The sequence below is a fragment of the Arthrobacter sp. B10-11 genome (assembly GCF_033142195.1).
Lineage (GTDB): Bacteria > Actinomycetota > Actinomycetes > Actinomycetales > Micrococcaceae > Arthrobacter > Arthrobacter oryzae_C.
Genome location: NZ_JAWMTH010000002.1, coordinates 51,576 through 76,662 on the forward strand (window position 1 = coordinate 51,576; position 25,087 = coordinate 76,662).

At 66.1% G+C, this 25,087-nt stretch carries 28 protein-coding genes, 1 tRNA gene and 1 riboswitch; of the genes, 13 read left to right on the top strand and 16 right to left on the bottom strand.

The annotated features are described in order from the left end of the window. Nucleotides 1-127 precede the first annotated feature (127 nt). The 4 genes from RW112_RS05900 to RW112_RS05915 all read left to right on the top strand — a co-directional run bounded on the left by RW112_RS05900 (nt 128) and on the right by RW112_RS05915 (nt 5,134). Complete coding sequence (locus RW112_RS05900) at nt 128-1,591, top strand: NAD(P)/FAD-dependent oxidoreductase (RefSeq protein ID WP_317780880.1); 1,464 nt, start codon at nt 128-130, stop codon at nt 1,589-1,591. 158 nt (nt 1,592-1,749) lie between these two features. Beyond that, nucleotides 1,750-2,487 (top strand): ABC transporter ATP-binding protein, encoded by a 738-nt coding sequence (locus RW112_RS05905; RefSeq protein WP_317780881.1) that lies wholly within the window; start codon nt 1,750-1,752, stop codon nt 2,485-2,487. Next, on the top strand, nt 2,484-4,520 hold the full coding sequence (locus tag RW112_RS05910; RefSeq protein ID WP_317780882.1) for a YhgE/Pip domain-containing protein: 2,037 nt from the start codon (nt 2,484-2,486) through the stop codon (nt 4,518-4,520). Before RW112_RS05905 ends, RW112_RS05910 begins: the two co-directional genes overlap by 4 nt. Continuing rightward, nucleotides 4,517-5,134, top strand: coding sequence for a TetR/AcrR family transcriptional regulator (locus tag RW112_RS05915; RefSeq protein ID WP_317780883.1), 618 nt, complete (start codon nt 4,517-4,519; stop codon nt 5,132-5,134). The genes RW112_RS05910 and RW112_RS05915 overlap by 4 nt, the downstream gene beginning before the upstream one ends. 530 nt (nt 5,135-5,664) lie before the next feature. On the opposite strand, the gene RW112_RS05920 is transcribed toward RW112_RS05915, so the two are convergent. From RW112_RS05920 to RW112_RS05945, 6 genes are all read right to left on the bottom strand, one after another. Further along, nucleotides 5,665-6,753 carry an EamA family transporter gene (locus RW112_RS05920; RefSeq protein ID WP_317780884.1) on the bottom strand — a complete coding sequence of 363 codons (1,089 nt, stop codon included), beginning with the start codon at nt 6,751-6,753 and terminating at the stop codon, nt 5,665-5,667. A 45-nt stretch (nt 6,754-6,798) separates the two neighbouring features. Continuing rightward, on the bottom strand, nt 6,799-7,605 hold the full coding sequence (locus RW112_RS05925; RefSeq protein WP_317780885.1) for a hypothetical protein: 807 nt from the start codon (nt 7,603-7,605) through the stop codon (nt 6,799-6,801). Nucleotides 7,606-7,694: 89 nt separating this feature from the next. Continuing rightward, the gene (locus tag RW112_RS05930; protein WP_305939736.1) at nt 7,695-8,222 is read right to left on the bottom strand and encodes a SixA phosphatase family protein; all 528 of its coding nucleotides are present in this window, start codon (nt 8,220-8,222) and stop codon (nt 7,695-7,697) included. A gap of 57 nt (nt 8,223-8,279) precedes the next feature. After that, a complete protein-coding gene (locus RW112_RS05935; protein ID WP_317780886.1) occupies nt 8,280-8,483 on the bottom strand; it encodes a dodecin family protein in 204 nt (67 codons plus the stop codon). Nucleotides 8,484-8,649: 166 nt separating this feature from the next. Then, nucleotides 8,650-9,522 carry a winged helix-turn-helix domain-containing protein gene (locus RW112_RS05940; protein WP_317780887.1) on the bottom strand — a complete coding sequence of 291 codons (873 nt, stop codon included), beginning with the start codon at nt 9,520-9,522 and terminating at the stop codon, nt 8,650-8,652. Nucleotides 9,523-10,053: 531 nt separating this feature from the next. Continuing rightward, a complete protein-coding gene (locus RW112_RS05945; RefSeq protein ID WP_317780888.1) occupies nt 10,054-10,227 on the bottom strand; it encodes a hypothetical protein in 174 nt (57 codons plus the stop codon). 130 nt (nt 10,228-10,357) lie between these two features. Here RW112_RS05945 and RW112_RS05950 point away from each other — a divergent pair, with 130 nt between their 5' ends. From RW112_RS05950 to RW112_RS05965, 4 genes are all read left to right on the top strand, one after another. After that, on the top strand, nt 10,358-11,098 hold the full coding sequence (locus tag RW112_RS05950; RefSeq protein WP_043478189.1) for a response regulator transcription factor: 741 nt from the start codon (nt 10,358-10,360) through the stop codon (nt 11,096-11,098). Nucleotides 11,099-11,101: 3 nt separating this feature from the next. Continuing rightward, nucleotides 11,102-12,634: a HAMP domain-containing sensor histidine kinase gene (locus RW112_RS05955; protein ID WP_317780889.1), complete on the top strand. Its 1,533-nt coding sequence runs from the start codon at nt 11,102-11,104 to the stop codon at nt 12,632-12,634. A 135-nt stretch (nt 12,635-12,769) separates the two neighbouring features. Continuing rightward, a riboswitch (cyclic di-AMP (ydaO/yuaA leader) is annotated at nt 12,770-12,957 on the top strand. Next, a complete protein-coding gene (locus tag RW112_RS05960) occupies nt 12,957-13,739 on the top strand; it encodes a hypothetical protein (protein WP_317780890.1) in 783 nt (260 codons plus the stop codon). Its footprint overlaps the riboswitch before it by 1 nt. Nucleotides 13,740-13,874: 135 nt before the next feature. Continuing rightward, a complete protein-coding gene (locus RW112_RS05965) occupies nt 13,875-14,780 on the top strand; it encodes a glycosyltransferase (protein WP_317780891.1) in 906 nt (301 codons plus the stop codon). Nucleotides 14,781-14,802: 22 nt separating this feature from the next. Here the strand turns inward: RW112_RS05965 and RW112_RS05970 are convergent, their stop codons facing one another. The 5 genes from RW112_RS05970 to RW112_RS05990 all read right to left on the bottom strand — a co-directional run bounded on the left by RW112_RS05970 (nt 14,803) and on the right by RW112_RS05990 (nt 17,841). Then, nucleotides 14,803-15,171, bottom strand: a complete 369-nt coding sequence (locus RW112_RS05970) for an STAS/SEC14 domain-containing protein (protein WP_317780892.1) — start codon at nt 15,169-15,171, stop codon at nt 14,803-14,805. Nucleotides 15,172-15,256: 85 nt separating this feature from the next. Continuing rightward, nucleotides 15,257-15,961, bottom strand: a complete 705-nt coding sequence (locus RW112_RS05975; protein WP_317780893.1) for an HAD-IA family hydrolase — start codon at nt 15,959-15,961, stop codon at nt 15,257-15,259. 45 nt (nt 15,962-16,006) lie between these two features. Then, on the bottom strand, nt 16,007-16,384 hold the full coding sequence (locus RW112_RS05980) for a glyoxalase superfamily protein (RefSeq protein WP_317780894.1): 378 nt from the start codon (nt 16,382-16,384) through the stop codon (nt 16,007-16,009). 77 nt (nt 16,385-16,461) lie between these two features. Next, complete coding sequence (gene upp / locus RW112_RS05985; protein ID WP_018774274.1) at nt 16,462-17,097, bottom strand: uracil phosphoribosyltransferase; 636 nt, start codon at nt 17,095-17,097, stop codon at nt 16,462-16,464. Between the two features lie 12 nt (nt 17,098-17,109). Continuing rightward, nucleotides 17,110-17,841 carry a phosphatase PAP2 family protein gene (locus RW112_RS05990; protein ID WP_317781566.1) on the bottom strand — a complete coding sequence of 244 codons (732 nt, stop codon included), beginning with the start codon at nt 17,839-17,841 and terminating at the stop codon, nt 17,110-17,112. Between the two features lie 109 nt (nt 17,842-17,950). Between RW112_RS05990 and tadA the strand changes: the two genes are divergently transcribed. Continuing rightward, on the top strand, nt 17,951-18,457 hold the full coding sequence (tadA, locus tag RW112_RS05995) for a tRNA adenosine(34) deaminase TadA (RefSeq protein ID WP_317780895.1): 507 nt from the start codon (nt 17,951-17,953) through the stop codon (nt 18,455-18,457). Here tadA and RW112_RS06000 read toward each other — a convergent pair. The 3 genes from RW112_RS06000 to RW112_RS06010 are packed head-to-tail and all read right to left on the bottom strand — an operon-like array spanning nt 18,450 to nt 21,072. Further along, complete coding sequence (locus RW112_RS06000) at nt 18,450-19,622, bottom strand: glycosyltransferase family 4 protein (RefSeq protein ID WP_317780896.1); 1,173 nt, start codon at nt 19,620-19,622, stop codon at nt 18,450-18,452. The two genes, tadA and RW112_RS06000, sit on opposite strands and share 8 nt — an antisense overlap. A gap of 7 nt (nt 19,623-19,629) precedes the next feature. Then, entirely contained in the window at nt 19,630-20,028 is a 399-nt protein-coding gene (locus RW112_RS06005) for a 6-carboxytetrahydropterin synthase (RefSeq protein WP_317780897.1), read from the bottom strand. A gap of 3 nt (nt 20,029-20,031) precedes the next feature. Beyond that, a complete protein-coding gene (locus tag RW112_RS06010) occupies nt 20,032-21,072 on the bottom strand; it encodes a dehydrogenase (protein ID WP_317780898.1) in 1,041 nt (346 codons plus the stop codon). Nucleotides 21,073-21,177: 105 nt separating this feature from the next. Between RW112_RS06010 and RW112_RS06015 the strand changes: the two genes are divergently transcribed. Next, nucleotides 21,178-21,267, top strand: a tRNA-Ser gene (locus tag RW112_RS06015). Between the two features lie 62 nt (nt 21,268-21,329). Here the strand turns inward: RW112_RS06015 and RW112_RS06020 are convergent. Further along, nucleotides 21,330-22,463 (bottom strand): tyrosine-type recombinase/integrase, encoded by a 1,134-nt coding sequence (locus RW112_RS06020; RefSeq protein WP_317780899.1) that lies wholly within the window; start codon nt 22,461-22,463, stop codon nt 21,330-21,332. Then, a complete protein-coding gene (locus tag RW112_RS06025; protein ID WP_317780900.1) occupies nt 22,450-22,941 on the bottom strand; it encodes a hypothetical protein in 492 nt (163 codons plus the stop codon). The genes RW112_RS06020 and RW112_RS06025 overlap by 14 nt, the downstream gene beginning before the upstream one ends. A gap of 126 nt (nt 22,942-23,067) precedes the next feature. On the opposite strand from RW112_RS06025, the gene RW112_RS06030 reads away from it, so the two are divergent. From RW112_RS06030 to RW112_RS06040, 3 genes are all read left to right on the top strand, one after another. Beyond that, the gene (locus RW112_RS06030) at nt 23,068-23,271 is read left to right on the top strand and encodes a DNA-binding protein (RefSeq protein WP_317780901.1); all 204 of its coding nucleotides are present in this window, start codon (nt 23,068-23,070) and stop codon (nt 23,269-23,271) included. 234 nt (nt 23,272-23,505) lie between these two features. After that, nucleotides 23,506-23,859: a hypothetical protein gene (locus RW112_RS06035; RefSeq protein ID WP_317780902.1), complete on the top strand. Its 354-nt coding sequence runs from the start codon at nt 23,506-23,508 to the stop codon at nt 23,857-23,859. Nucleotides 23,860-23,954: 95 nt separating this feature from the next. Beyond that, the gene (locus tag RW112_RS06040) at nt 23,955-24,974 is read left to right on the top strand and encodes an AAA family ATPase (protein ID WP_317780903.1); all 1,020 of its coding nucleotides are present in this window, start codon (nt 23,955-23,957) and stop codon (nt 24,972-24,974) included. Nucleotides 24,975-25,087 lie beyond the last annotated feature (113 nt).

A 25,087-nucleotide genomic window follows, 5' to 3' on the forward strand; every position in this document is an offset into this window, starting at 1 on the left:
CAAGCGTCCTGAGCCACTGCGCGAGGAGTGGGTCACAGCAACAATATTGGATGTCCCACCTTCTGTTAAGCTCCCGGGCACAACAGGACGCCATTTGCCGGCGCGGCGCCGGGCGTAGTCTGGTGCCATGACGGCCAGAGTTGAACGCGAATTCGATGTCATTGTGATCGGTGCCGGAGCCGTGGGGGAAAACGTCGCGGACCGCGTGGTCCAGGGCGGCCTGACCGCGGTTCTTGTCGAAGCGGAGCTGGTGGGGGGCGAATGCTCCTACTGGGCCTGCATGCCGTCCAAGGCACTGTTGCGCCCCGGGACTGCCCTCCACGGCGCGCAGACGGTCCCCGGCGCCGAGGAAGCGGTCACCCGCACCTTGGATGCCTCCGCTGTCCTGAAGCGCCGCGACTACTTCACGTCCAACTGGCAGGACGACGGCCAGGTCAAATGGGTGGAGGACACCGGGATCGAACTAATCCGCGGCCGTGGCCGGCTGACCGGCCCGCGGGCGGTCGAAGTAGCCGGGCTGGACGGGGTCAGCTACCAGCTCGCGGCGCGGCACGCCGTCGTGCTGTCAACCGGTTCGGCTCCCACTCCGCCGCCGGTCGACGGCCTGGCCGGGCTCGACTACTGGACCACCCGGGAGGCCACCTCCGCACGCAGCGTACCGGGGAGCCTGGCGGTCCTCGGCGGCGGTGTGGCCGGCACGGAGCTGGCGCAGGCATTCGCCCGGCTGGGCTCGGCCGTGACGCTCGTGGCCCGCAGCGGGCTGCTCAGCATGTACCCGGAGGATGCCGCGAACCTGGTTTTGGCCGGCCTCCGGGCTGACGGCGTGGACGTCCGCCTCAACACCGGCACGGAGCGGGTCAGCCGGAACGGGGACGGTTCATTCGCCGTCGAGCTGGCCGACGGCGGGACCGTCCGCGCCGAACGGCTCCTCGTGGCCACCGGCCGCCGTCCCGCACTTGGCGGATTGGGCCTTGAAACCGTGGGACTCGGGGCGGGCGATGGCCCGGTGCCGCCGCTTCGAACGGACACCACCGGCCTGGTGGAAGGCATCGACGGCGGGAACGGCGGGAACGGCGGCTGGCTCTACGCCGTGGGCGACGCCGCTGGGAAGGTCATGCTGACACACCAGGGCAAGTACTCGGCGCGCGCCACCGGAGATGCCATCGCGGCGCGTGCCAAGGGTGAACTGCACGGGACGCCGGAGCCGTGGAGCCGCTTCGCACAGACAGCCAACGACCATGCCGTGCCCAACGTGGTGTTCACGGATCCCGAGCTGGCGAGCGTGGGCAGGTCCGTCCAGCAGGCAGAAAAGGACGGTTACAACGCCTCCTCCGTGGAACTTCCCATCAGCGTGGCAGGGTCGTCGCTGCATTCCGAACACTATGAGGGCTGGGCCCAGCTGGTGGTGGACGAGGACAGGAAGGTGCTCCTCGGCGCCACCTTCGCCGGACCGGATGTGGCAGAGCTCCTCCACGCCGCCACCATTGCCCTGGTGGGGCAGGTGCCCTTGGACCGGCTCTGGCATGCCGTCCCCTCCTACCCCACCGTCAGCGAGGTGTGGCTGCGCCTGCTCGAGGAGTACGGCCTGTAAGAACAGCGCGAACGGTCACTTGAGGCCGCGGGGCCTCGCGGATTCGGGGCCTCAAGTGCCCGTTGGGCCTGACTGATTGATCACACCGACTCCACTCTATTTGAACTGACCAGTCAGTTTAGTTAGCCTTGATGCAGTACCCACTGCGAAAGGCTTCCATGCTCTCGGTTCGACAGCTTCATGTGAAAGGCCGGCGGGATGATTTGCTCCCGCCCACGTCGTTCCAGGCACGGCGCGGCGAGCTGGTGCTGGTTTCCGGCGCCCGCCAGGACCATCGGACTGCCCTGGCGCTCACCGTCAGCGGCCGGATGAAACCGTCGTCCGGCGAGCTCCTCTGGGACGGCCTGCCGAAGACCAGGAGCCTCCGGCTGGCCAGTTCCCTCGTGGACGCCCCGGGGGTCAATGAGCCCGAACAGCACCTGAGCGTGCGGGACCTCGTGACGGAGGACCTCGCACTGATCCCCCGGCGCTACCGCGGCGCCCTGCTCAGCAAACCGTGGCTCAAGGTCAACCGGTTCGAGGACATCGCCGGCCTGTGGACCGAGCAGCTTGCCCCGGCCCGGCGCATCGAACTGCTCACAGCCCTGGCACTCGCCAACCCGCACACGGACCTCCTCGTGGTGGACTCCCCCGACCGCCACAGCGCGGATCCCGCGGACTGGCTGCCGCGGCTCGAGGAGCTGGCGTACGACGGCGGCCGGCCCCTCGCCGTCGTCGCCACCGTTGCTGCCCTCCCGGACTGCTGGACGGGCTCCGCCGCGGTGATCGGCAACGCCGTTCCCCGCACCCCCGTACCCGCGAGTTTTTGTCCAGATAACGCGGGCAAAACGGCCTCCAAGTCCCTTGATGTGGACAAAAACTCCACCCCCGAAACCGAAACAGAGGACGCCAAGTGACTGTGCTGCGGCTGGCCCGCTCCGAACTCAAGCGCATGACCGGCGGGCTGCTGCCCAAGCTGACCATCCTTGCCCTGACCATGGTCCCGCTGCTCTACGGCGCGGTGTACCTCTACGCCAACTGGGATCCGTACAGCAACCTGGACCAGATCGACGCCGCCCTGGTGGTGGAGGATACCGGCGCCACCTCCGGCGACGGAACGCGGCTGCAGGCCGGACGGGACGTTGCGGACAGCCTGATTGACGGGCACGTGTTCAACTGGCAGTCCGTGGACTCGGCCGAGGCGGCGGATCAGGGGGTGAGCAGCGGAAAGTACGCCTTCGCCCTGAAGATACCGAAGGATTTCTCCGCCAACCTCGTCTCCCCGGGCAGCTTCGACGCCGCCAGCCAGGCCATGCTGAACGTGACTACGAACGACGCCAACAACTACCTGCTCAGCACTATCGTGGACAAGCTGACCACTGCCGTCCACTCAAGCGTGGCCAAGGAAGTGGGCCAGGAAACCGCGAACCAGCTGCTCACCGGTTTCGGCACGATCCATACGCAGATGGCCAAGGCGGCCGACGGCGCCGGGCAGCTGTCTGACGGCGTCAGCAAGCTCCATGACGGCACGGTGACCCTGCATGGCGGCACCGCGCAGCTGAGCACCGGCGCCGGCGAACTTTACGCGGGGCAGGTCAGGCTGCGCGACGGCGCCAGCCAGCTGGACGCCGGTGCGGCGCGGCTCAGCGACGGGCTCGGCCAACTCGAGGACAAGACGGCTTCCCTGCCGGCCGATTCGCAAAAGCTGGCAGCAGGCGCCGCCCAGGTGGCCGCCGGGAACGCGACGCTGAACACGAAGGTGCAGGACGTCGTCGGGCAATTGGACGCGGCGGACCAGGGCCTGCGCAACCGGGTGGTGGAGTCCAACGGCAGGCTGATGGCCGCCGGGATCATCACCCACGCGCAGGCGGACAGCATCCTGGCGGACTTCGACACAGCGGCGGCCTCCGGCCCCGTGGCCGACGCCAGGGCGAAGCTCCAGTCCGACGCGGCGCAGATCCAGCAACTGGCGGACGGTTCGGCCGCCGTGAGCGACGGTGCCGCCAAGCTGGCGGCGGCCACACCCGCCCTGACCGGCGCCATCTCCCAGGCCTCGGCGGGCGCTGACCAGCTCCACACCGGGTCCTCCGCCTTGGCCGCGGGCGAGCAAAGCGCCGTTGACGGCACCGCGAAGCTTGCCGAAGGCGCCAAGACGCTCGACGGCGGTGCGGCGCAGCTTGAGGACGGCGCCGCAACGGCTGCTTCCGGAGCGGCCACCCTGGCCTCCGAACTGGCGAAGGGCGCCGGCCAGGTGCCCCATCCCGATGATGCCCAGAAGAGCAGCCTGTCACAGGTCATGGCCGATCCCGTGGCCGTCAGCAACGTCTCACAGGCGAAGGCCGGGTCCTACGGGGCGGGTCTGGCACCCTTCTTCCTGACCCTGGCGCTCTGGATCGGCATCTTCATGCTGATCCAGGCCATGCGGCCCGTCACCCAGCGGGCACTCGCTTCCAACGCGCCGTCGTGGAAAATCGCGCTCGGCGGCTGGCTGCCCTTCCTGGCCGTCTCCGTCGTCCAGGCGAGCCTGCTCACCCTGGTGGTGGACCTGGCGCTCGGCCTCAACCCCGCCCACCCGGTGCTGATGTGGCTGTTCATGCTGGCGGCGGCAATGGCGTTCAGTGCCATCATCCAGGGCATCGTTGCGCTGCTCGGCTCGCCGGGCAAGCTGGTGGTGCTGATCCTGCTGGTGCTCCAGCTGGTGTCATCCGGCGGCACGTTCCCGTGGCAGACGACGCCCCAGCCCCTGCACGTGGTGCACGAGATCCTCCCCATGGGTTACGTGGTGACCGGCATGCGCCACCTGGTCTACGGCGCGGACCTGTCCATGATCCTGCCCACCGTGGCGGGCCTGCTTGGCTACACTGTGCTGGGGGCCGCGCTGTCAACGCTGGCCGTCCACAAGCACAAGTTCTGGACCTTGAAGTCCCTGAAACCGGAGATCGCCGTATGAGCATGCAGGAAGCCGGCGAAAAGAAGCTCCGGCCGGCCCGGACCAATGCCACGAAGCAGAAGCTGTTCGAAGCCTCCATGGAGCTGATCGGCAAACGCGGCGCGGCCGGGGTCACCGTGGACGAGATCGCGGCCGCAGCAGGCGTCTCGAAAGGGACGGTGTACTACAACTTCGGCAGCAAGTCCGATTTGATCGCCCAGCTGCTGCGCCATGGTGTGGACATCCTGCACGCACGTCTGGTGAGCGTGCAGGATTCTTCCGCCGATCCTTTGCACGCCATGGACGCGATGATCGGCCAGGCGATGGACTTCATGGCCGAATATCCATCCTTTGCCAGGCTCTGGGTCAGCGAGAACTGGCGGATTCCCAGTGAATGGCAGGATACCTTCGCGGAGCTCCGCGGCCGCCTGCTGGAGGTCATCGGCGCCGCGATCGAGGACGTGGCCGCCCGGTACCCGGTTGACGAAACGATTTCCCGGGGCAGCCTGGAGACTGCCATCTTCGGCGCGTGCTTCGTGGTGGGCCTGGACCGCCAGACATACCACCCCGAGCGCACCCGCGAGCAAAGCGTCGCGGCCATTATGGCGATTATGCGTGGCTACGTCCGGAAGTAGCGCACATCAGGGAAGATTAGTCACATGCGCCACATGGGTAACAGCGGGAGGATCGCAATCGTTGCGGCCATTGCCGCCGCGGGCCTTCTGGTGCTGACGGCGATCACGCTGGAAGAGTCCGTGCTGTTCACCTTCCTCGGAGCGCTGGCTGTGGGATACCTCGCCTGCGTCGTCCAGGTGGTGGCACGGGGTCGCAACCTTGCCCTGCTGGCGGGAGGCGTGGGCACCAGCCTGTTCATCGGTTTCGCCATCGCGTTCCTGCGCATGTGGGGGCTGGCCTTCACCGCGGCGCCGGATGCGCTGGGAGCGGCTGTAACCACCCAGGACTCGGACATCTACTTCTACCTGGCTGCGGTCTCCGGCGCGGGGACGCTGCTGGTTCTGTTCGCCGGCGCTGTGTGGCCGGCCGGTAAGCGGCTCCGATCCGGACGGAGCCAGGCGGGCCGCACTCGATCCAGCGGGCGCAAACCCGGAGCGGCCGCCCGGCGGCCGGTTGCCCGGACGGGCTCCCGCGCGGCTGCGGGGACCACCTACGGGCGGGTTCCGGCGTCCGCTTCAGGTGCCGTCCGGGCACCTGCCAAGCGGCCCGCATCGGCGTCGTCCACGGCCAAGGCCCCCGCCGTGCGTTCGGCCCGGCCGGTCCCCAAGTCCGCTGCGCCCAAGTCTGCGCCAAAACCGTCCCCCAAGTCGCCCGCAAAGGCCACATCGCGGCGTTGAGCATGCCACCGTCGCTGGCCCGGGGTGGCGCCCTGCCTGCCCGGCCGGAGAACTGCGATGGCCACGCCGGCCAGCAGCAGGAGTCCGCCGGCAACCTCGGCCGCTGAAGGGACCTCGCCCAGGACCAGCCACGCCGTCGTCATGCCTACCACCGGGACAAGCAGCGTAAAGGGGACCACCGCGGATGACGGGTACATGCCCAGGAGCCAGTTCCAGATTCCGTAGCCCACAAGGGACCCGAGAACGGCCGTGTAGATGGCGCTGAGGATGGTCACCAGTTCCAGTCCCGCCAGAGTGGAGCCCACGGCAGCCGGCCCGTCGATCAGCAGTGACAGGCCGATGAGCGGCAGCGGAACCACTGCTCCCGACCACACCACCAGACCCAGGCCGGAGGAAGCCTTGGCCTGCCGGGCCACGATATTTCCTGCAGCCCAGGACAGTGCGGCCGCCAGGACGATGATCAGGGGAAGGACCGGCGCCACCATGCTGCGGCCGACCGCTACCACCGCGAGTCCGGCCACGCCGAGGACGACGCCGGCGAATTGCCTGCCGCTGGGACGCTCGCCCAGGATTCCGGCCGCCAGCAGAACGGTCAGCAGCACTTGCGCCTGAAGGACCAGTGAGGCAAGCCCTGCGGGCATGCCCAGCGCCATGGCCAGGTAGAGGAGGCCGAATTGTCCGGCGCTCATGAAGAGGCCGACACCGAGGATGGCCCGCCAGCTGACATCGGGCCTGCGGATGAAGAAGATCCATGGGAAGACCACCAGCACGAAGCGCATGGCGACAAACAGCAGCGGCGGCACTTCGGTGCCGTTGGCGTGCAGGCCAAGGTCGATCGCAACGAAGTTGGCGCCCCACAGGACGGCCACGAGGACCGCAAGGGCGGAATGGCGAAGGTTCACGCTCCGGGCTGCCGGTTCAGGGCTTGCGCGTCAGTGGACGCTGGCTCAGAGGTTCCGCGGGCGCTCTCCGGGAGCCCCGTCCGCGCCGCGACCAGGACCGGCGTCACGCTTGGCGGCGTCGCGCTGGGCAGCAGCACGCTCAGCAGCCTCGCGTTCGGAAGCAGCGCGTTCAGCAGCTGTGCGTTCAGCAGCTGTGCGTTCAGCATCGGTGCGTTCGGAGGCGTCACGGCCGGTTTCGTCGTGCTGCCGGGTTGAGCCCGGTTCCGTCGTACCGGGTTGTGCAGTGCGGGTTGCAGGGGTGTGGGGTTCAGGGATGCGCGCTTCAGGAGTGCGGGTTTCGGCTGTCCCGGGGGCGGCGGCAGCCGGAACGTTGTCCCCGCGTCCGCGGGTTCCGGCTTCTGCACGCGTCAGCGGCTGGGCAGGAGCGGTCTCAACGCGCCGGTCGGCGTCGTGCCGGTCGGCGTCGTGGCGGTCGGCGGCATGCTCGGCGTGGCGCCGGTCGGCGTCGTGCTGCTCGGCGGTGACGACGTCCGGGTCAACCTCATCGGCTTTGCGGAGCTGCTCCTGCGACGCAGCCCTCACGCGTTCGGCTTCCGCTTGCTTCTCACGGGCGTCCCGCCGCAGCCGTTCCGCCTCAACCTCGGCCTGTTTGGCATCGGCCTCGGCACGGGCGGCTTTGGCCTCGCGGTCCCGCGCTCCAAGCTCGTCTGCCTTGGCTTTTTCACGCATTTCCGCGGCGCGCTTCCTGTCCGCCTCCACTTTTCGCCGCCGGTTGAAGAACAGCACCGCTGCGATGATTGCAACCACCACAACAACGCCGATAATGATCCCCACAAGCTGTCCTGAGTCCACAATGATCTCCTTCTAACCTGGGCCGCTGACGAATATCTCCAGTAAACATCACAAACCCCGCGCTGACCATGAAGACGGCGGGAAAGCCGCTAGTGCGCCCGCGGCACCTTGAAGTGCGTGAGCCGGGCATCCTGGCCGTCCAGCTCAGCCCAGGTCTTTTCGGTTTCCAGAACGGTCAGGCCGCTGGTGGGAAACCTCGTGGCGGCGTCCATGTAGGCGTCATGGTTGGAATCGCGTGACGCCAGGTGCATGGCAAGGTCCTGCACTCCGGGCATATGGGAAATCACCATCAGGGTGGTCACGGTGTCCGGGACATGGTTGATCACCGTCAGCATGCGCAGCGCGGACGCGCCGTAGAGGCCGTCCTCCAGTTTCGGCGTCGGGGCCTGGTCGCCCAGTTCCGCGCACACCCATGTGCACGTCTGCCGGGTCCGGAGGGCACTGGAACAGAGAATGAAGTCCGGAACGACTCCGTGTTTGCGCAGCCATTTGCCGGCGAGGGGCGCCTCGCGGTGGCCGCGCTCTTCCAGCGGCCGCTCGTGGTCCGGCACTCCCCCGGGCCAATCGGCCTTGGAGTGCCGCATGAGGACCAGCCGCCTGATGTGATGCTCGCTCATGCACCAATCCTAGTGCGGCGGCCCCGGCCACCGGGCCACGGCCGCCCTGCACCGGGGTCAGTCGTCCAGCACGAAGGTCACTTCCAGCACAACGTGCCAGGCGACCACGGCGCCGTCCGCGATTTCGACTTTCTGTTCCTTCACCCACGCTCCGGTGACGTTTCGCAACGTCTTATTGGCCCGGTCAATCCCCTCTTTGATGGCAGCATCAAACGAGGTCTTCGAGTTGGCGCTCAGGGTGGTAATACGTGCAACAGACATAGCTCCTCCTGATGGTCGGATGGACGCTCAGAGCCTACGCCGCCCCGCAGGAAGCCAACAGGGCCATAGGAACTAAGCCGCGGAGGCACATACGCCGAGGGATCGTGCCGCGAAAGCGAAAGCGCCCGCCCCGGAAGGGAACGGGCGCTTTTGCGCGGAGCTAAGACTAGATGGAGTATTCCGGAGCGGCCCAGACCACAACCTCCGGGTGCTCGTAGAACCGGTACCCCTGGCCACGGACCGTACGGACGGTGTTGGCGAGGCGGCCCAGCTTGGAGCGGAGGCGGCGGATGTGGACGTCGATGGTGCGCTCGTTGGGAACTTCTTCGGCGTTGCGCCACAGGCCTTCGAGCAGCTCGTCGCGGCCAACGGTGCGGGTGCCGTTTTCCACGAGGTAGTTGAGGAGTTCGAACTCCTTGAACGTGAGGTTCAGGGATTCGCCGTCGAGGTGCACTTCGCGGCGGGCCAGATCGATGAGGACGCCCGACGGCCGTGGATCCTGCGGCTGGGGCAGGCGGGCGGTTTCTGTGCGCTGGCGGGAGTTGACGGTGGGGTCGCCGAAGGTGGACCGCACGACGTCGAGCGCGGAACCCGGGGTGCTGGCAGGCGCAACGGCCACGGCAGCGTAGCTCTCCGCACCGGAGACGAGGGACTGTGCGTAAGCGCGGATTTCCTGGGCGAGCTTGGCAATGGAGGTACCGGCTGCTGCTGCGGTTTCCTCATCAATGCCCATGTAGAGGACAAATCCACGGGCAACATTTTCGTTCGCGACGGGGCGGACGGCGCTGCCGTTGGCCGGTGCAATCACGGGGGTGGGTGCCGTCTGCGGTGCGGACTCGGCGGCGGGAACGGCGCGGAGCTGGCCGTAGGAGTTCGGGTTGTAGCCCTGCGGCGCGTAGCCGGGGGCCGGGAAGCTGTTGCCGGGGGCTGCCGGGGCAAACGCCGGGCGGGCACCGAATCCCTGGCGGAGACCGGACGGCTGGCCGCCTTTGTTGGCGTTTCGGACGGAGATGTGGACGTATCCAGATGCAACTGACATGGAATGCTTACCTCAATGTGAATGGCCGTCATCGCGGCTCGAATGCTGTCTTTCCCCGCAATGAGATCTGGGGAGGGGCGCCCGACGCTGGGCTAGGGGCGAATGCCTAAAAACTTCTCGGGGTAGGAAAGTTAGGCGTGCATTCGACAACAGCGCATGTCTTCGCCAGCAGGTGGGCTGGTCCAGGATTCTGCGGCTGCAGGTGCTGTTGAGTTCTTGTTCACAATTGAAGTGTGCAACGTAACAATGAAAACTTGCAAGTAACAATGGACGCTATCGTCCGCATCGTGAGACGAAATCCCGCATTGTGGCCCAAATCACGATTCTCAAATGCCAATAAAATAACAGGTGTTTTTCAGAACGATCGATCAGAATTTCCTCATCACCGAATATTCTTTCTCAAACTGCGGTTTTTCGGGGCAAAAATTCAGCGGGTACGGAATTGCTGAAATGCCGGTACCCGCTTATGGCACATGTCCAGCCCCGGCCTGGACTTCACGGAAAAATTTCCACCCCCGCGGCCCGGCCGGCTCAGTTGGACTGACCCGCCAGCACCGCCGCCACCAGCTGGACGGACTCGGCCTGCGCGCCGCCGCGGGCACCCGGCAACGTTTCCTGCAAAGCGCCGGCATCGGCGTTGGCACTACCGCCGGCCGCCGCGGAGCCGGACGCCAGGGCGTACATTCCCGCACCGGCTCCGCCCACCAGGACAACTGTGACCTCTCCAGCTGCCGGGAAGGGCCCGCCGGGGCGTCCAGCTCGCTAGGCTGGGATTCACAGCCGGCGCACAGGATCCCCATAGCGCCGGCTAAACCGCAGATCGGAGAGTTGTCCCATGGCCACTTCGCACTCCATGACTAACAACCTTCCCCAGCTCACCCATCCGGACGGCTCCCCCATCCGCGCCCTGGTGGTTGACGACGAACCAAGCCTCTCGGAGCTCATGAGCATGGGCCTGCGCATGGCAGGCTGGTCCGTTGCTGTCGCAGCGGACGGCCCCGAAGCCGTGAAACTGGCCAAGGAGTTCCGCCCGGATGTCCTGGTACTGGACGTGATGCTCCCCGGGTTCGACGGCGTTGAGCTGCTCACCAGGATCCGCGCCTTCGCGCCGGAGGTGCCTGCGCTCTTCCTGACGGCGAAGGACGCCGTCCAGGACCGCATCCTCGGCCTGGCGGCCGGCGGGGACGACTATGTCACCAAGCCCTTCAGCATGGAAGAAGTGCTCCTCCGCCTGCACCGGCTGGTCCAGCGCTCCGGAGTGGCCGCCATGGACACCGCAGAACTGGTGGTGGGCGACCTCGTGCTCAATATCGACACCCGCGAAGTCACCCGGGCCGGAGAGGAACTCCAGCTCACGGCCACCCAGTTCGAACTCCTCCGCTACCTCATGGAAAACCCCAAGCGCGTGGTCAGCAAGGCCCAGATCCTGGACCGCGTGTGGGACTACGACTTCGGCGGCCAGGCCAACATCGTGGAACTCTACATTTCCTACCTGCGCAAGAAGGTGGATGCCACGCACCCGCCCATGATCCACACCGTCCGCGGCGCGGGCTACGTCATCAAACCGGCGGATTGAGCAGTGCCCACACTCTCGGGTGAAATCCGCCGCGACCGCCGCCGCTGGCTTGATCCTTCGACCTGGCACCTGCGCACCCGCCTGGTCCTGGTGGCCATGGCACTGCTTGTTGCCATTTGCGGGGCGGTGGGTCTCTTCAGCTACGCCTCCATGGATTCGTTCCTGACGCAGCAGCTGGACAGGCAACTCACGGAGGCATCCCGGCGTTCCAGTGACTTCGGCCGTCCGCCGCAGGGCAACCCCAGCAACAGGCCCGATCCCCTGGATGCACGGGGCCAGGGCATCGGCACCCTGTTCGCCCGCATCGACGACGGAAACGTCAGCAGTTCCGGCTTCCTGGCCAGTGACGCTACCCGCGCATCCCTGTCCCCCGCGGATGACCAGGTCCTCTTGGCGCTCGGACACGACGGAGTACCCGTTGACCGGACCCTGTCCACCGGGTCCTACCGCCTGGTGGCGGTGGAGGCTCCGTATGGAGATGTGATCGTCACCGGCCTCCCCCTCGCCGAAAAGCAGAACACGCTCAGCTCACTGGTGTGGACCTTTGTCTTCGTTTCCCTCGGCGGGCTGGTGCTGATCGGCATGGCAGGAACGGTGCTGATCCGCCGGACCATGAAACCGCTCGAACAGCTTTCCGAAGTGGCCACGCAGGTTTCCCAGCTGCCACTCGACGCCGGCGAGGTGGCACTTGCGGTGCGCGTGCCGCCGTCGAACGCCCATCCCGGAACTGAAGTGGGCAGCGTGGGCCACGCACTGAACCTCATGCTGGACAACGTCGCCAAAGCCCTCGAGGCACGGCAGCAGAGCGAGACCAAGGTGCGCCAGTTCGTGGCCGACGCATCGCACGAACTGCGCACGCCGCTCACCGCCATCCGCGGCTACACGGAACTCATGCGGATGACCGAGGACTTCACCCCGGACGGCAAGAAGTCCCTGGCCCGGGTGCAAAGCCAGTCCGAACGGATGACCACCCTTGTAGAGGATCTCCTGCTCCTGGCCCGGCTGGACGAAGGCCAGCCGCTCAAGATCAGCGACGTGGACCTGACGCAGCTGGCGGTGGAAACCGTCAGCGACGAGAAGGTCATGGCACCGGACCGCATCTGGCAGCTCGAACTGCCCGACGAGCCCGTGGTGGTCCGCGGGGACGCCAAACAGCTGCACCAGGTGCTGGCCAACCTCCTCTCCAACGCCCGCAAACACACGGACCCGGGGACCACGGTGGTCACCGGGGTGATGAGGTCAGCCGACGGCAGTGCCGTGCTGACCGTGACGGACAACGGGGCCGGGATCCCGCCGGAATTCGTGGACCGGGTCTTCGCCAGGTTTGCCCGGGCGGACGCCGCGCGCACCAGCCCGGCCGGAGCGGCGTCGGCCCCTGGTGCTGCCGGCGCCGCGGCCGCCGAGGGAACCAGCGGACTTGGCCTGTCGATTGTGCAGTCGATCGTGGAGGCACACGGCGGCACCGTGGAGGTGAACTCCCGCCCGGGCCGCACCGAATTCGCGTTGCGCCTCCCTGGCGAGCCGGCGGCCGCCTAGTCCCGCCGGCACCACTGCGCGGTCAGTTCCAGCGCAAGTCAACGCGCCGCAGGCGTGATCCTCGTTACCGAAACGTGACTTAAGCACCGAACTCCTGTACGGTTTTTAGGGTGCGGCCATCGTTCGGGCCGCATATCCGGATGGACGCCAAACTCTGCCGCTACCCGGATTTCCTCATGATCAGGCAGAGGCGGGGGACCCAGGTCTCCGGGCATGCTGCAGCAGCGGCCCTTGGGGTGAAGCCGACACGTGAAGTTCCGTGCGGCCGGGTGTGACCTCATCCGAACCCGACAGCTAACTCCGCCGGCATCGAGAGGCAACCATGACTGAATCCACGCCAGAAGTATGCCCTGAGACCGTTTCCGCCAACTCCGCATCGCCTGCGGCACGGTCACGCCACCGCGCCGAACCGGCCCCCAGGGCAACCCCGTTGTCCCGGTTCACTGCCGGCCTGCAGGGGACCGGCCGCCGGGCCGCAGTAGTGGCCACGGCCTGCGCCGTACTGATCGGAGTCGGCGCCGCCGGCCAGGCTTCCGAGCCCGCAGCGCCCTCAACATCGGCCACAGGTGCTGAAAGCGCATCAACTTCGGCCGATACCGAGTCGAAGCTCGCGTTCGAAAAGATCCTGGTTTCCGCCATGCCCGCCCCGGCCTCCGTCAGCGTGACTCCGCAGTCGTCCGGGGAAAAGACGTCAGAGCAGAAGGCTCCGGAGGCCGCCCCGGAGGCAGCCGCGCCTGCGCCTGCCCCTGCTGCGGCTCCCGAACCCGCGCCCGCCCCGGCACCGCCCGTTGCAGTTGACGACCCCGCAGCGGCCCAGGCATATGCCGCTTCGCAGCTCGGAAGCTACGGCTGGGCTGCCGACCAGATGCAGTGCCTGGTCACGCTGTGGACCAAGGAATCCGACTGGAAGACCACGGCGACCAATCCCAGCAGCGGCGCGTACGGCGTTGTCCAGTCCCTGCCGGCCGAAAAGATGGCCAGCGCCGGGGCGGACTACCGCACCAACTTCCGCACGCAGATCAACTGGGGCCTGAACTACATCAAGGAACGGTACGGCTCCCCCTGCGATGCCCTGAACTTCCACTACGCCAACAACTGGTACTAAGCCGGCCCGCCAGACAGCTTGTCCCGTTGCACCGGAGGCCTCGAATCCATGTGGATTCGGGGCCTCCGGCGACTCCACAGCAGGTGCACAGCTTTGGCCTAAATCCTTCATATGCGGCGGCCCCATAGTTGAACCATGACGCTCACACACCAGGCCACGGGACCCCTGCCGCACCCGCACCCGCGGGCCGCCGTCGATGCCTCGCACGGAAGCGCACCGCTGCTTCCCGGGCCGGGACGCATCCGCCGGGCCCCTATTGACACGCGGGTCATGGCAGCAGCAGGAACCGACGTCCCGGTCCTGGATGTTGTCATCCCGGTGTTCAACGAGCAACAGGATGTGGAGCCGTCGTTGCGGCGGCTGCACGCCTACCTGCTCGCCACCTTTCCGTACCCCTTCCGGATTACCGTGGCGGACAATGCCAGCACCGACGGCACCCTCCAGGCAGCCGAGCGTGTGGCCCGGGAACTCCGTGAAGTCACTGTGGTCCGGCTATCCGCCAAGGGCCGGGGAAACGCCCTACGCACTGTGTGGCTGGACTCGCCTTCACCCGTGCTGGCCTACATGGACGTGAATCTTTCCACCGACCTCGCCGCGCTCGCTCCGCTGGTGGCACCGCTCCTTTCCGGACATTCAGATGTGGCGGTTGGAACCCGGCTGGCGCGGACGTCCCGCGTGGTCCGCGGACGCTGGCGGGCGTTCATTTCCCGCAGCTACAACCTTCTCCTCCATGTGCTGATGGGAGCACGTTTCAGCGATGCGCAATGCGGTTTCAAGGCCATCCGCGCAGATGTTGGCCGGCACATTCTTCCGTACACCGCCGACGATGAGTGGTTCTTCGACACCGAACTCCTTGTCCTTGCCGAAAGATGCGGACTCCGTGTGCACGAGGTCCCGGTGGACTGGGCAAGCGCTGCCGACGCCGGCGTGGACCTTGTCCAGACGGCCCTCGCCGACCTGCGCGGCATCGTCCGCCTCATCCGGGACCTGGCCGGCGGCCGCATTCCCGTAGCGGCGCTTCGCTCGGGACTGGCCCGGTGAACGCAATCGCTGGTTTTAGCGCCTAAGCGTCCTTAAGCCACCGTATGGCTTCCTTCGCGCAGGTGAAGTACCGCGTCGGAGCCGCCGGAGCATGAAGACCGAGGAAGAAGTTGGCGATTGCGCGGTCCACCGGGGATGACCCGAGGAGCGCCACCTTTGCCACCGTACTGGGACGGGCAAAAACACGCCTGGCACCGCGGCTCATGGACGCCGTCGCAGCCATGTCCACCAGCATCGGAAACGAACGCCCGCGGCTCAGCTCGTTGACGGCCGACATGACGGCCACAGCCGCTTCCTCGCAGATGGCCAGGTCTGGAATCCACCGCACATGTAAAACGCCGTGTCGCAGTTCCACGGTGCCCCTGGCGCCGTCAATTGGAATCTCGGTCATCCTATCCCCCCAAAGATAGAGTCATCCGTCCCTCCTGAGCGTACGTGACCAGGCAGTGCCGGACCACCGAAAAGCGGTTTTGCCTTCAGAACTGGAAGCGGATCGCCCTGGCTCCGGCGTCATCCACATCCACTGCCACGGACACCGCGGAGTAATCGGCCAGGTGCAGAACGCCGTCCGGCAACGGACCGGTGTTGGGCCCGATGGCAACGGTCCGGATCCCGGCGGCAAGTCCGGCGGCAATCCCTGCGGGGGCGTCCTCAAAGACCACAGCATCGGCCGGGTCCACGCCGAGCAGTTCGGCGGCACGGAGGTAGCCTTCCGGGTGCGGCTTGCCCCGGGTGACAAGGTCGGCCGTGACGGCGGTGGCAGGCATGGCCAGGCCCGCGGCACCCATCCGGATATCCGCCAGGATCCGGTCCGCCGAAGTCACCAGCGCCACGGCATCCGTCGGGAGGCTGCGCAGCAGTTCAGCTGCGCCCGGCAGGGCGACAATTCCTTCGGTGCGAACCCGCTCCATGGCGCCGAGTTCGGCGGTCAAGGCCACAACGTCAGTGCCTGGAGGCGCAAACCGCCGCACCGTATCCCCCGCCTGCACCCCGTGCGAGGTGCGGAGGATCTCGGCGATATCCAGGCCGTAGCGGGCCGCGAATTCGCCCCACACCTGCTCCACAATCGCCGTGGAATCAACCAGCGTTCCGTCCATGTCGAACAGTACTGCGCGCACGGTCAGGGTGGCCGCGGATGAAGCGCGGGCGGCCGGGGCGGTGGCGTCGGGATGAAAGCTCATGCCTAACATCCTCCCCCACCTGGCGGCAGCGGTGGATTGTGTGACTTAGCCGTTCGGGCGGTTGGGCAGGTACTGGACTGCCCACTTGTTGCCGTCGGGATCGGCGAAGTGAACGAAGTGCCCCCAGTCCTGGATGTCGATGTCGCTGACGTCCACTCCGTTTTCCTTCAGCTGTTGGTGTGCCGCGTGGATGTCGCCCACCACCACCTGAAGGTTGGGGGCCGAACCGGGAGGGGCATCGGTGAGGCCCTCGCCGATGGCTATGGAACATGCCGAGCCCGGTGGGGTCAGCTGGACGAATCGGATGCCCTCCACGGGCCGCTCGTCAAAGTCGGCATTGAAACCCACCTTGTTGACGTAAAAATCCTTGGCACGGTCCACATCGGACACAGGGACAAACACCAGTTCAAGTTTCCAGTCCATGGGCCACAGGCTAGCTGCGGCCGCCGGAAACGGGAAGAGACACCCGCCTCCCCGCGCCTTAAGGAATCAGCCGGAAACTAGCCGGCGATGCCGTAAAGGCGGTCGCCGGCGTCGCCGAGCCCGGGCACGATATAGGACTTCTCGTTGAGCTTCTCGTCAATGGACGCCAGGACGATGGTCACGTTGGCCTCGGAGAGCTCCTCCTCCAGCTTGGCCAGTCCCTCGGGTGCGGCCAGGAGGCAGATGCATGTCACGTCCGAGGCACCCCGCTTGAAGAGGAACTTGATGGCTTCGCGCAGCGTGCCGCCGGTGGCGAGCATAGGATCCAGGACGAAGATCTGCCGGTCCGTGAGGTCCTCGGGGAGGCGCTCGGCGTAGGTGATGATGTCCAGGGTTTCCTCGTCACGGGCCATCCCCAGGAAGCCGACCTCGGCCGTGGGCACGAGCTTGGTCATGCCCTCGAGCATGCCCAGACCTGCGCGGAGGATGGGAACCACCAGCGGCGTGGGCTTGGTGAACGCGGTGCCCACTGTTGTGCTGACGGGAGTTTCGATGGTGACGGGCTCGGTGCGGACGTCCCGGGTGGCCTCATAGGCAAGGAGCGTGACAAGCTCCTCGGTGAGTTGCCGGAAGACCGGGGAGGGGGTGTTTTTGTCCCGCAGTACGGTGAGCTTGTGAGCGACCAGCGGGTGGTCCACGACGAGTGTGCGCATGCGTCAAAACTATCACCCGCCGCGGTGCGCACCCGGTTCCTCCCGGAGTACCGGGTGGTCGAACGTCGGCGCGGGTCCTGCGTGCTCGCGGTGCCGGATGTGGTGGAAGAGCCTGTGGGCCAGGATCACTATGCCCACCCAGGCGAGGCCCAGGAGCCACCCGGCGATCACATCGGTCAGCCAGTGATGGCCTAGGAACACCCTGCTCAGCCCCATGGCAATGATGAACAGGGAGCCAGCCGTGATCATGGACACCCGTGCAACGGTCCGCTGGATCTGCAGGCAGGCCAGGTAGACCACCAGCCCGATCACTACGGTGGTGTTGAGCGTATGGCCGCTGGGGAACGACGGCGAATCTTCGTAGGGCGGCACAGCGTCTGTATGGTCGGGGCGGGTGCGGCCAACGAGCTTCTTGCCGAACGTGGTGGCGCTGACCGAAGCGGCCGCTGCGCCGCCCACCAGGATAAGGGGGCGCCAGGTGCGTCCTGCGAACGTCAGCCACGCCGTCAGGACGCTGCCGACGATCGGCATGCCGATCCCGCCGCCAACGTTGGTGAAGGCAGTGACGGCGGAATTCAGCCACGGGGTCCTCAGGTCCTCTGACAGCGCCAGCGCGGGCTTGTCGAGGTTGGCCAGTCCGGCCTCGTCCACTACGTCGTCGTAGACTTCGGCGCCCAGGAACGCCAGGGTCACAACGATCACGCCGCCAACCAGCATGGTGATCCAGAGGGCCGCGTAGGGCATGACCCACCGCTTCCACCGATCGTTGAAGTGGTCAGTAAAGGTCTTCACGTCGTCTCCCACGCTCATCCGTCGCCTGCGCCTGCCGTATCTTCGAAACTATCATTGAGCCATGACTTCCCCGGAGCCGCGCCATGCCCAGTGGATGGGCCTTGCCCTCGCGGAAGCGCGGCGGGCGCTGGGCACCGAGGACGTGCCGATCGGCGCCGTCGTCATCGGTCCCGACGGCGATGTCCTGGGAACCGGGAGGAACGAACGGGAGGCGCACGGCGACCCCACCGCGCACGCCGAAATGGTGGCGATCCGTGAGGCGGCCGCCCGGCTGCAGGAAATCGGTGCCCGGGGCGGTACGCCCGGTGACGGCTGGAGGCTGGCGGACTGCACCCTTGTGGTGACCCTGGAGCCGTGCGCCATGTGCGCCGGAGCCATTGTCCTGGCCCGGATTCCTCGTGTGGTCTTCGGGGCGTGGGACGAGAAGGCAGGGGCCGCCGGCTCGGTGTTCGACATTCTTCGCGAGCGCCGCCTCAACCACTGGGTGGAGGTTTACGCCGGAGTCCGTGAGCAGGAGTGTGCCACGCTGCTCCGGGATTTCTTCGCTGGACACCGGCAGGTCAGCTAGCCGCTGCGATGGCGTCCAGCACTGTCCTGGCCGTGGCGTCCCAGCCGGGCAGCCGTTTCCTTGCAGCCTGGGCCGCTTCGCGCCAGCGTGAGCGAAGCTCCGGGTCGGTAAGCCAGGTGCGCAGTGCAGCTTCCAGCGGCGCAGGGTCCGTGCCCAGCACGACGGCGGCGCCCGGCAGGGCGGGTTCCGCACCGCCGTCGGCAGCTGCACCGCCGTCGGGAGCTTCTGACCGGCCAGGCGATCCGGCTGCGAGCGCCTCGACGGCGCCGGTGCCGGCCCGCACCACCACCGGGATTCCGCGGGCCAGGGACTCGGTGACCACCATTCCGTAAGCTTCTGCCCGCGAAATCAGCAGGCTGAGATCCGCGCGGTCCCACTCCGCCTCGAGGGCCTGCCCGGTGAGCTCCCCGCGAACGGAGACCCGGCCTGCCAGCCCCAGCCGGATGATCGCGCCGAGGACGGCGTCCGCGTACGCCGGATCCGCGGAGTCGGAGCCCACCAGGGCGGCGGTCCAGCGCAGATCCCTAATCCCGGCGAGTGCCTCCAGCAGCAGGAGCTGGTCCTTGTTCGGCAGCAGGGCTGCCACGGCCACCACGTGGGGCGGGCTGGAGCCTGCCGCCAGTGGAGCGGCAGAGGTGCCGGGCAGCGCTACGTGGATCGGGGCTGAACCGTTCGGCGCTGAACCGTTCGGCGCTGAACCGTTCGGCGCTGAACCGTTCGGCGCTGAACCGTGCCGGGACCGGAGCTCGGCGGCCGCCGTCGAACTGGTGCAGATGACGCCTGCAGCGGCGGCCAGGGCACGCCCCTCCAGGTCCGGGTGCTCCGGGAGGGTCATGTGCACCAAGATCCAGGCCTGCTTCCCGGCCGCAGCGGCCTCTTCCAAAGCGTGCGGCGCGCCCAGCGCCACCAGGCCGTCCACGATGGCCACCGGTTCGCCGGCCGCCCCTTCGGGGCCACCTTCAAGCAGCACCCCGGTCAGCCGACGTCGTTCTTCCTCGCTGCCCACCGGCCAGTGGCCGTCAACGGGGAGGATGTCCACCGCTGCCCCGAGTCCGGTGAGCCCGCGGGCCAGGGCTGCGTTGTATGCGTTTCCCCCGGAGTTGTGCCGCACATTGCCCGGCACGATCAGCCGGACCGCCGGGCTTGCCGCTCCGGGCTCAGGCACTGCCGCGCTACTCGGCGTCGAAGTCGAGTGAGAACGACGCCCAGGCGTCCGGGTTCTCCCGGAGGGTGACGGCCAGTCCGGCCAGCTCCCGGCCGTCCACGCCGCTGCGGACCTTGGCTGCCACGGCCTCGGCGATGTACTGCGCCAGTGCCTCGGTGGTACTTAACTTCCCGGCAAAGTCAGGGTGCTCGTCCAGGTTCTTGTAGTTCAGGCCCGCCAGTACTTCTTCGATGAGCCCACCGGCGGCGCCGATGTCCAGGACGATGGCGTCGTCGTTCAGCGTCCGACGGCGGAAGGTCACCTCCGCCACGAAGGTGGCCCCGTGCAGGCCCTGGGCGGGCCCGAAGGCTTCCCGGGAAAGGCTGTGGGCAATCATGAAGTGGCGGCGGACGGTCAGGCTGAACAACGGTTACCTCTTGTCTTCGGCGGCGGTTTCGGATGGGTACTCGATGACGTGGCAGAGTGCGTCGCGCCGGCCCTGGGCCAGTTCGTGGACGACGGCGGGAAGTTCCGCAAAGGGGGACGTCCCCGTCAGGAACGTGTCGTAGACGGGATCGCTGAGCAGGGACACAGCGAGCGCGAGGCGGTCGGCGTTGGTCCGGCGGTGGCGGCGGGCTCGGGCCACCACGCCCACCTGGCTGGCGCGGATGGAAAGCCGGCGGGCGTGGAAGTCCTCCCCCAGCGGGATGGTGACTTTGCGGTCGGCGTACCAGGACATCTCGATGACGTCCCCTTCGTCGCCCACCAGCTGCAGGCTGCGTTCGAGCCCTTCCTGGGATGCTGAACAGTGGATGACGATGTCGCAGTCGGCGAGGGCGTCGTCGGGGCGGCTGAACTCGACGCCGAGGGCGTCGGCGAAGGCGCGCTTCGCGGGATCGACGTCGATCAGCTGGAGGCGTTGCAGCGGGAACGTCCGCAGAAGGGTGGCCACCATGCCGCCGACGAGCCCGGCGCCCACCACTGCAACGCGGTCGCCCAGGCGCGGTCCGGCTTCCCACAGCGCGTTGACGGCGGTTTCGACGGTTCCGGTGAGGACAGCCCGACGGGCCGGGACGTTCTCGGGAACCACAGTCAGGGACTCGACCGGAACGATGTAGCGGTCTTGGTGCGGATGCAGGCAGAACACCGTGCGGCCCACCCAGTCCGCGGGGCCTTCCTCCACGATTCCCACGGACAGGTAGCCGAACTTCACCGGGGACGGGAACGAGCCCTCCTGGAGAGGTGCCCGCATTTGCTCCGCGACCCTGGGCGGCACGTGGCCGCAGTGGACCACCGTCTCGGTTCCCTTGCTGATACCCGAGTACAGGGCACGGACCAAGGCTTCGCCGGGACCCGGCGCGGACAGCTCCTCTGTGCGGAGCTCGCCTTTTTCGTGGCCGACGGTCCAATAGGCCCTGGCGTGGGCCTGGGCTTTGGAACCGGAGTGGGAGTGCTGCTGGGAATTGGTCATCTTGCTTACGAATCTAGTCCCCGCGCCGTGTCCGCGGAAGACATTCGTTCCCGGCGCGCCCTCGTTTTGGGGATGCGACCCTTGCTCCGGTAACCTATTCAGGTTGGTGACGTGTCCGAGCGGCCGAAGGTGCAACACTCGAAATGTTGTTTGGTGTAAAAGCCAACGTGGGTTCAAATCCCACCGTCACCGCCAATGAGCGAGGCCCTGCTTCCCTTTGTTTTCAAGGGAAGCAGGGCCTTTTGCTTTGTCTGGGATCAGGTGTTTGCCCACATTTTGCCCACACTCGCCAGAGATACAGCGTTATCTAGAGCGTCCGAAACCGAGTCCAGATCCCCGTCAAACAGATCAGCGTAAACGTCCAACGTCATCGCGGCCGAGCTGTGACCGAGCATCTTTTGGACAGCCTTGACGTTCGCTCCGGCCGATACGGCAAAGCTCGCGGCTGAGTGCCTCAAGTCGTGCGGAGTGATTCTAGGAACACCGGACCGCTTCACCGCGCCGGCGAACCAACTCATGTTGTCGTCATGTACCCGGGCAAGCCTCAGGTGGTGCCCGTTCTCGCCAGGGAACACCAGGTCATCACGCCCCTTGCCCTCGCATTGCCGCGCCAACTGCTCCCCTAGGAACCGCGGGAAGGGCACCGTCCGCTTCTTGTGATTCTTCGGCGTGCCAACTTCAATCACAGAGCCAACCTGGACAGCGTTCTCTTCAATCAGGAACCGACGCCGCAGCATATCCAGGTGCTTCACCCGCAGCCCCGTCGCTTCGCCCCAGCGCAGCCCGCAATAAGCCAGGACTAGAACCAGCGTGGGGTACTTACTCGCGGCCGCCAGCTCGTGCACCTGATCGTGACTCAGGTAGACGTGAGGCTTCTTCACCTTGCGGGGCAGCGTTACGCCTCGCGCCGGATTGGTCATGGTCCGCCTGTCACTCACGGCATCGTCCAAGATGGCGGCAAGCACCCCATAGGCCCGGATAACGAGAGTCGCGCCCTTGGGCTTCCGCGGCGGCATTGCCTTCGGATCCCCCATAGACATTTCAGACACCCACTGTTGAACCGCAGTCTTCTGCACATCAGCCACGGCCACGTGACCCCACGCGGGCAAAACATGATTCCGCCACGCGGATTCCACCGGACGGAATGACGAGGGCTTTAGGTGCGTCTGCCGAGCCAGCCAGGCGGCACCCAGAGGCCCTACCAGCGCCCGCGCCGCCGTAGCGTCGATGAACTCTCCACGGGCCTTAGAAACCTCAACAGAGGCTAGGAACAACTCCGCATCACGCTTGGTCTTGAAGCCCCGCTTATCCGTTTGCGTCCGGTCAGGCTTCCGATAGCGGACACGGTATCGCTTGCCCGCCGACGTCTCATAGGGCTCAATCGTTGCCACGACGGGCCGCCTCGGCAGCCGCCAAATTGGCAGCCATTTCCTGAATGTTTTTCAGCAAATCCGCGGCGCTAGTAGTTTCTGCGCCGGCTGGACGCACCGGGCGCGAAATCACCCGACCGTGGTAATCGTCGTCGTACCCGATAGGACCACTGTTGCCATCCGCCCACGACCAAACGTCAAGGAACGCAGCGTCACCAACAGCCGTCGCCGATGGCTCCGGAGACGGATCCTCGTGCGGCAACAAGAGGCTATTCGGAGGAACGCCCAGAGCAACGGCAAATGCCAAGAGGTCGTCCACATCGACACGACGCCCCCCTTCTTCAATACGACGGACCGCCAAAGGCGAGATAGGTCTGCCCAGTTCGGTCAGCTTGCGCGATAGATCTGCGTAGTTGAGCGAACGGCTACCTCTAACGCGTTTCACATTGTCCGCAACTGTTCGGCCTGTCGGCCCGAGTTCGATCTTCTGTCCTGCCATGACAACAGTGTCGCATACAAAAGATGAAGGTGCACCTCCATTAGTTGACACATGGTCACAAAACACCTACTCTGATTACAGACCTGCAAAAGATGGAGGTCAGGCTACTAGGAATGGAGGTACATCGTGACAGAGAAACTTGTTCCCCCGGTGGCACTAGCTAAATATCTCGGCACCACCACGGGCGCCCTCGCTCAAATGCGATACCGGGGAATCGGCCCCAAGTTCATCAAGCTCGGAGCCAAGGCGGTTCGCTACAGCATGACCGACGTGAACGCATGGCTGGCAGCCAACACCATGCAGTGCACAAGTGAGAGGGCCACGGCGTGAGCGCTCGCTACACAGAGGCGGATCTTGCCGGCGCTTGGGAAAGCGGCTATTGGCATGGCACCAGTCACGAGGGGCCGCTGAACGATGCAGCGGTATCCGCAAGGAACCCTTATAAGGCCCAGGGGATCACGCCGGCAAAGGCGTGCAAGGTGTCCCTGAAGACAGAAAAAGACCGCGACGTCTCGCCAAAGTCCGTCACGGCCTCAGAACCAACCCATTCCTAGGAGATTCACCATGAATACTACCAAGTACCCGGCCACCGTGCGAGAGCTTGCAGAAATGGCGGAAGCAATGGGCATGCAGCCATCGGAACTGCTGGAAATGCTCAGCCCAATCCCAATGCCGCCCACCGGCTACACCCTGGCGCCGAAATCCTCGCACCGCTGGATCGGGCCGGAAATCATCAACGGTCGCTGGATCCTGACGCCTGCCTGGGACGCCACCACGGCTAGCCACTCGGTAGATGTCTGGATGGCAGACCACCAGCCGCCGAACTACGCGAACCTTACGCCGGCAGAAGCCATCGACCTCGCCGCGGCACTCCTTCAGGCCACGCAGACGGCCAGAGCAGAGAGCCCGCAGGCCTGACAAATGATCAGCGTAGCCACGTATCAGCGATGGGAGTTCCTGGGCTGGCTCGCCGCCAACGACCCGACGTATCTCCGAGAATTCGAGGCCATTGAGTGAATGAAGACTACGCCCAGCCGCCGGAGGACTACTGGACGGGGCGAGCGGAAGAGGATGCCACGCAGGCCGAAGTGAACGATGCCGCCGTTCGCAGAGTGTTCCCGACCCTCGATTGGGCGAAGCTGTGGGACGACGAGAGCGAACAGGAATGGATTGTAGAGCCCATCCTCCCGGCAAGGCGAATGGTCGCCTTGTACAGCCCGCCAAAGACTGGCAAGAGCCTCCTGATGCTCGAAATAGCCGCAGCCATCGCCGCCCGCAAGCCAGTGCTCGGGGTGACGCCGGCAAGGAAATACCGGACGCTTTACGTCGACTTTGAGAACGACCCGAAAGAGGACGTTGTGAAGCGACTCAAGGCCATGGGCTACGGGCCGACCGAGCTGGAAAACCTCTGCTACCTGTCATTCCCGAACATGGGATCACTCGACACTGAACAGGGCGCCCTTGACCTGATGGCTGCCATCGACGCCTACAAATGCGAAGTAGCGGTTATCGACACCATCTCACGGGCTATCGAGGGCGAAGAGAACGAGAACAACACCTGGCTGCGCTTTTACCGGCACACCGGCTACAAGATCAAGCAGCAGGGCGTCTCCCTTATCCGACTCGATCATTCCGGCAAGGACGAAACCAAGGGCCAGCGTGGCGGTTCGGCCAAGGGCGGCGACGTGGATGCTGTGTGGCGGCTCTCCCAGGTCACCAAGGACACAACGTACCGGCTTGATTGCGAGATGAACCGCATGCCCGTTGGTGAGAAGACTCTAGTTCTCCACCGGGTCACGTCGCCTTACCTGCATCACAGAGTAGACGGCGCCGGTCGCAAGGCCGCCTATGACGCGAAGATCGTACGGGTTATGGAGATCCTGGCCGAGGCGGGATTGGACCCCTCAGCGGGCCGCGCCAAAGCAGTTGAAGCACTCAAGGCCGTGGGTGAATCCGCAAGGACCGAGACGCTATCTGAAGCGCTCCGCAGGCGGAAGACCGGGTTTCAGGAAGGACTGCATCTTGCCTCCTGAACTGTTCCCCACCGACGGGAACAGGCCAGCCCCAGACACCTGTTCCACCCAACCCGGGCTCATCGGGAACACCCACCGAAAATCCCCGCCAAACAAAGGAACAAACCTGTTCC

Excerpts from the sequence above, each read along its gene's own strand:
- RW112_RS05900 (WP_317780880.1), top strand. The coding sequence starts at position 128 with ATGACGGCCAGAGTTGAACGCGAATTCGATGTCATTGTGATCGGTGCC.
- RW112_RS05905 (WP_317780881.1), top strand. The coding sequence starts at position 1,750 with ATGCTCTCGGTTCGACAGCTTCATGTGAAAGGCCGGCGGGATGATTTG.
- RW112_RS05915 (WP_317780883.1), top strand. The coding sequence starts at position 4,517 with ATGAGCATGCAGGAAGCCGGCGAAAAGAAGCTCCGGCCGGCCCGGACC.
- RW112_RS05930 (WP_305939736.1), bottom strand. The coding sequence starts at position 8,222 with ATGAGCGAGCATCACATCAGGCGGCTGGTCCTCATGCGGCACTCCAAG.
- RW112_RS05935 (WP_317780886.1), bottom strand. The coding sequence starts at position 8,483 with ATGTCTGTTGCACGTATTACCACCCTGAGCGCCAACTCGAAGACCTCG.
- RW112_RS05940 (WP_317780887.1), bottom strand. The coding sequence starts at position 9,522 with ATGTCAGTTGCATCTGGATACGTCCACATCTCCGTCCGAAACGCCAAC.
- RW112_RS05950 (WP_043478189.1), top strand. The coding sequence starts at position 10,358 with ATGGCCACTTCGCACTCCATGACTAACAACCTTCCCCAGCTCACCCAT.
- RW112_RS05960 (WP_317780890.1), top strand. The coding sequence starts at position 12,957 with ATGACTGAATCCACGCCAGAAGTATGCCCTGAGACCGTTTCCGCCAAC.
- RW112_RS05965 (WP_317780891.1), top strand. The coding sequence starts at position 13,875 with ATGACGCTCACACACCAGGCCACGGGACCCCTGCCGCACCCGCACCCG.
- RW112_RS05970 (WP_317780892.1), bottom strand. The coding sequence starts at position 15,171 with ATGACCGAGATTCCAATTGACGGCGCCAGGGGCACCGTGGAACTGCGA.
- RW112_RS05975 (WP_317780893.1), bottom strand. The coding sequence starts at position 15,961 with ATGAGCTTTCATCCCGACGCCACCGCCCCGGCCGCCCGCGCTTCATCC.
- RW112_RS05980 (WP_317780894.1), bottom strand. The coding sequence starts at position 16,384 with ATGGACTGGAAACTTGAACTGGTGTTTGTCCCTGTGTCCGATGTGGAC.
- upp (WP_018774274.1), bottom strand. The coding sequence starts at position 17,097 with ATGCGCACACTCGTCGTGGACCACCCGCTGGTCGCTCACAAGCTCACC.
- RW112_RS05990 (WP_317781566.1), bottom strand. The coding sequence starts at position 17,841 with ATGCCCTACGCGGCCCTCTGGATCACCATGCTGGTTGGCGGCGTGATC.
- tadA (WP_317780895.1), top strand. The coding sequence starts at position 17,951 with ATGACTTCCCCGGAGCCGCGCCATGCCCAGTGGATGGGCCTTGCCCTC.
- RW112_RS06010 (WP_317780898.1), bottom strand. The coding sequence starts at position 21,072 with ATGACCAATTCCCAGCAGCACTCCCACTCCGGTTCCAAAGCCCAGGCC.
- RW112_RS06025 (WP_317780900.1), bottom strand. The coding sequence starts at position 22,941 with ATGGCAGGACAGAAGATCGAACTCGGGCCGACAGGCCGAACAGTTGCG.
- RW112_RS06035 (WP_317780902.1), top strand. The coding sequence starts at position 23,506 with ATGAATACTACCAAGTACCCGGCCACCGTGCGAGAGCTTGCAGAAATG.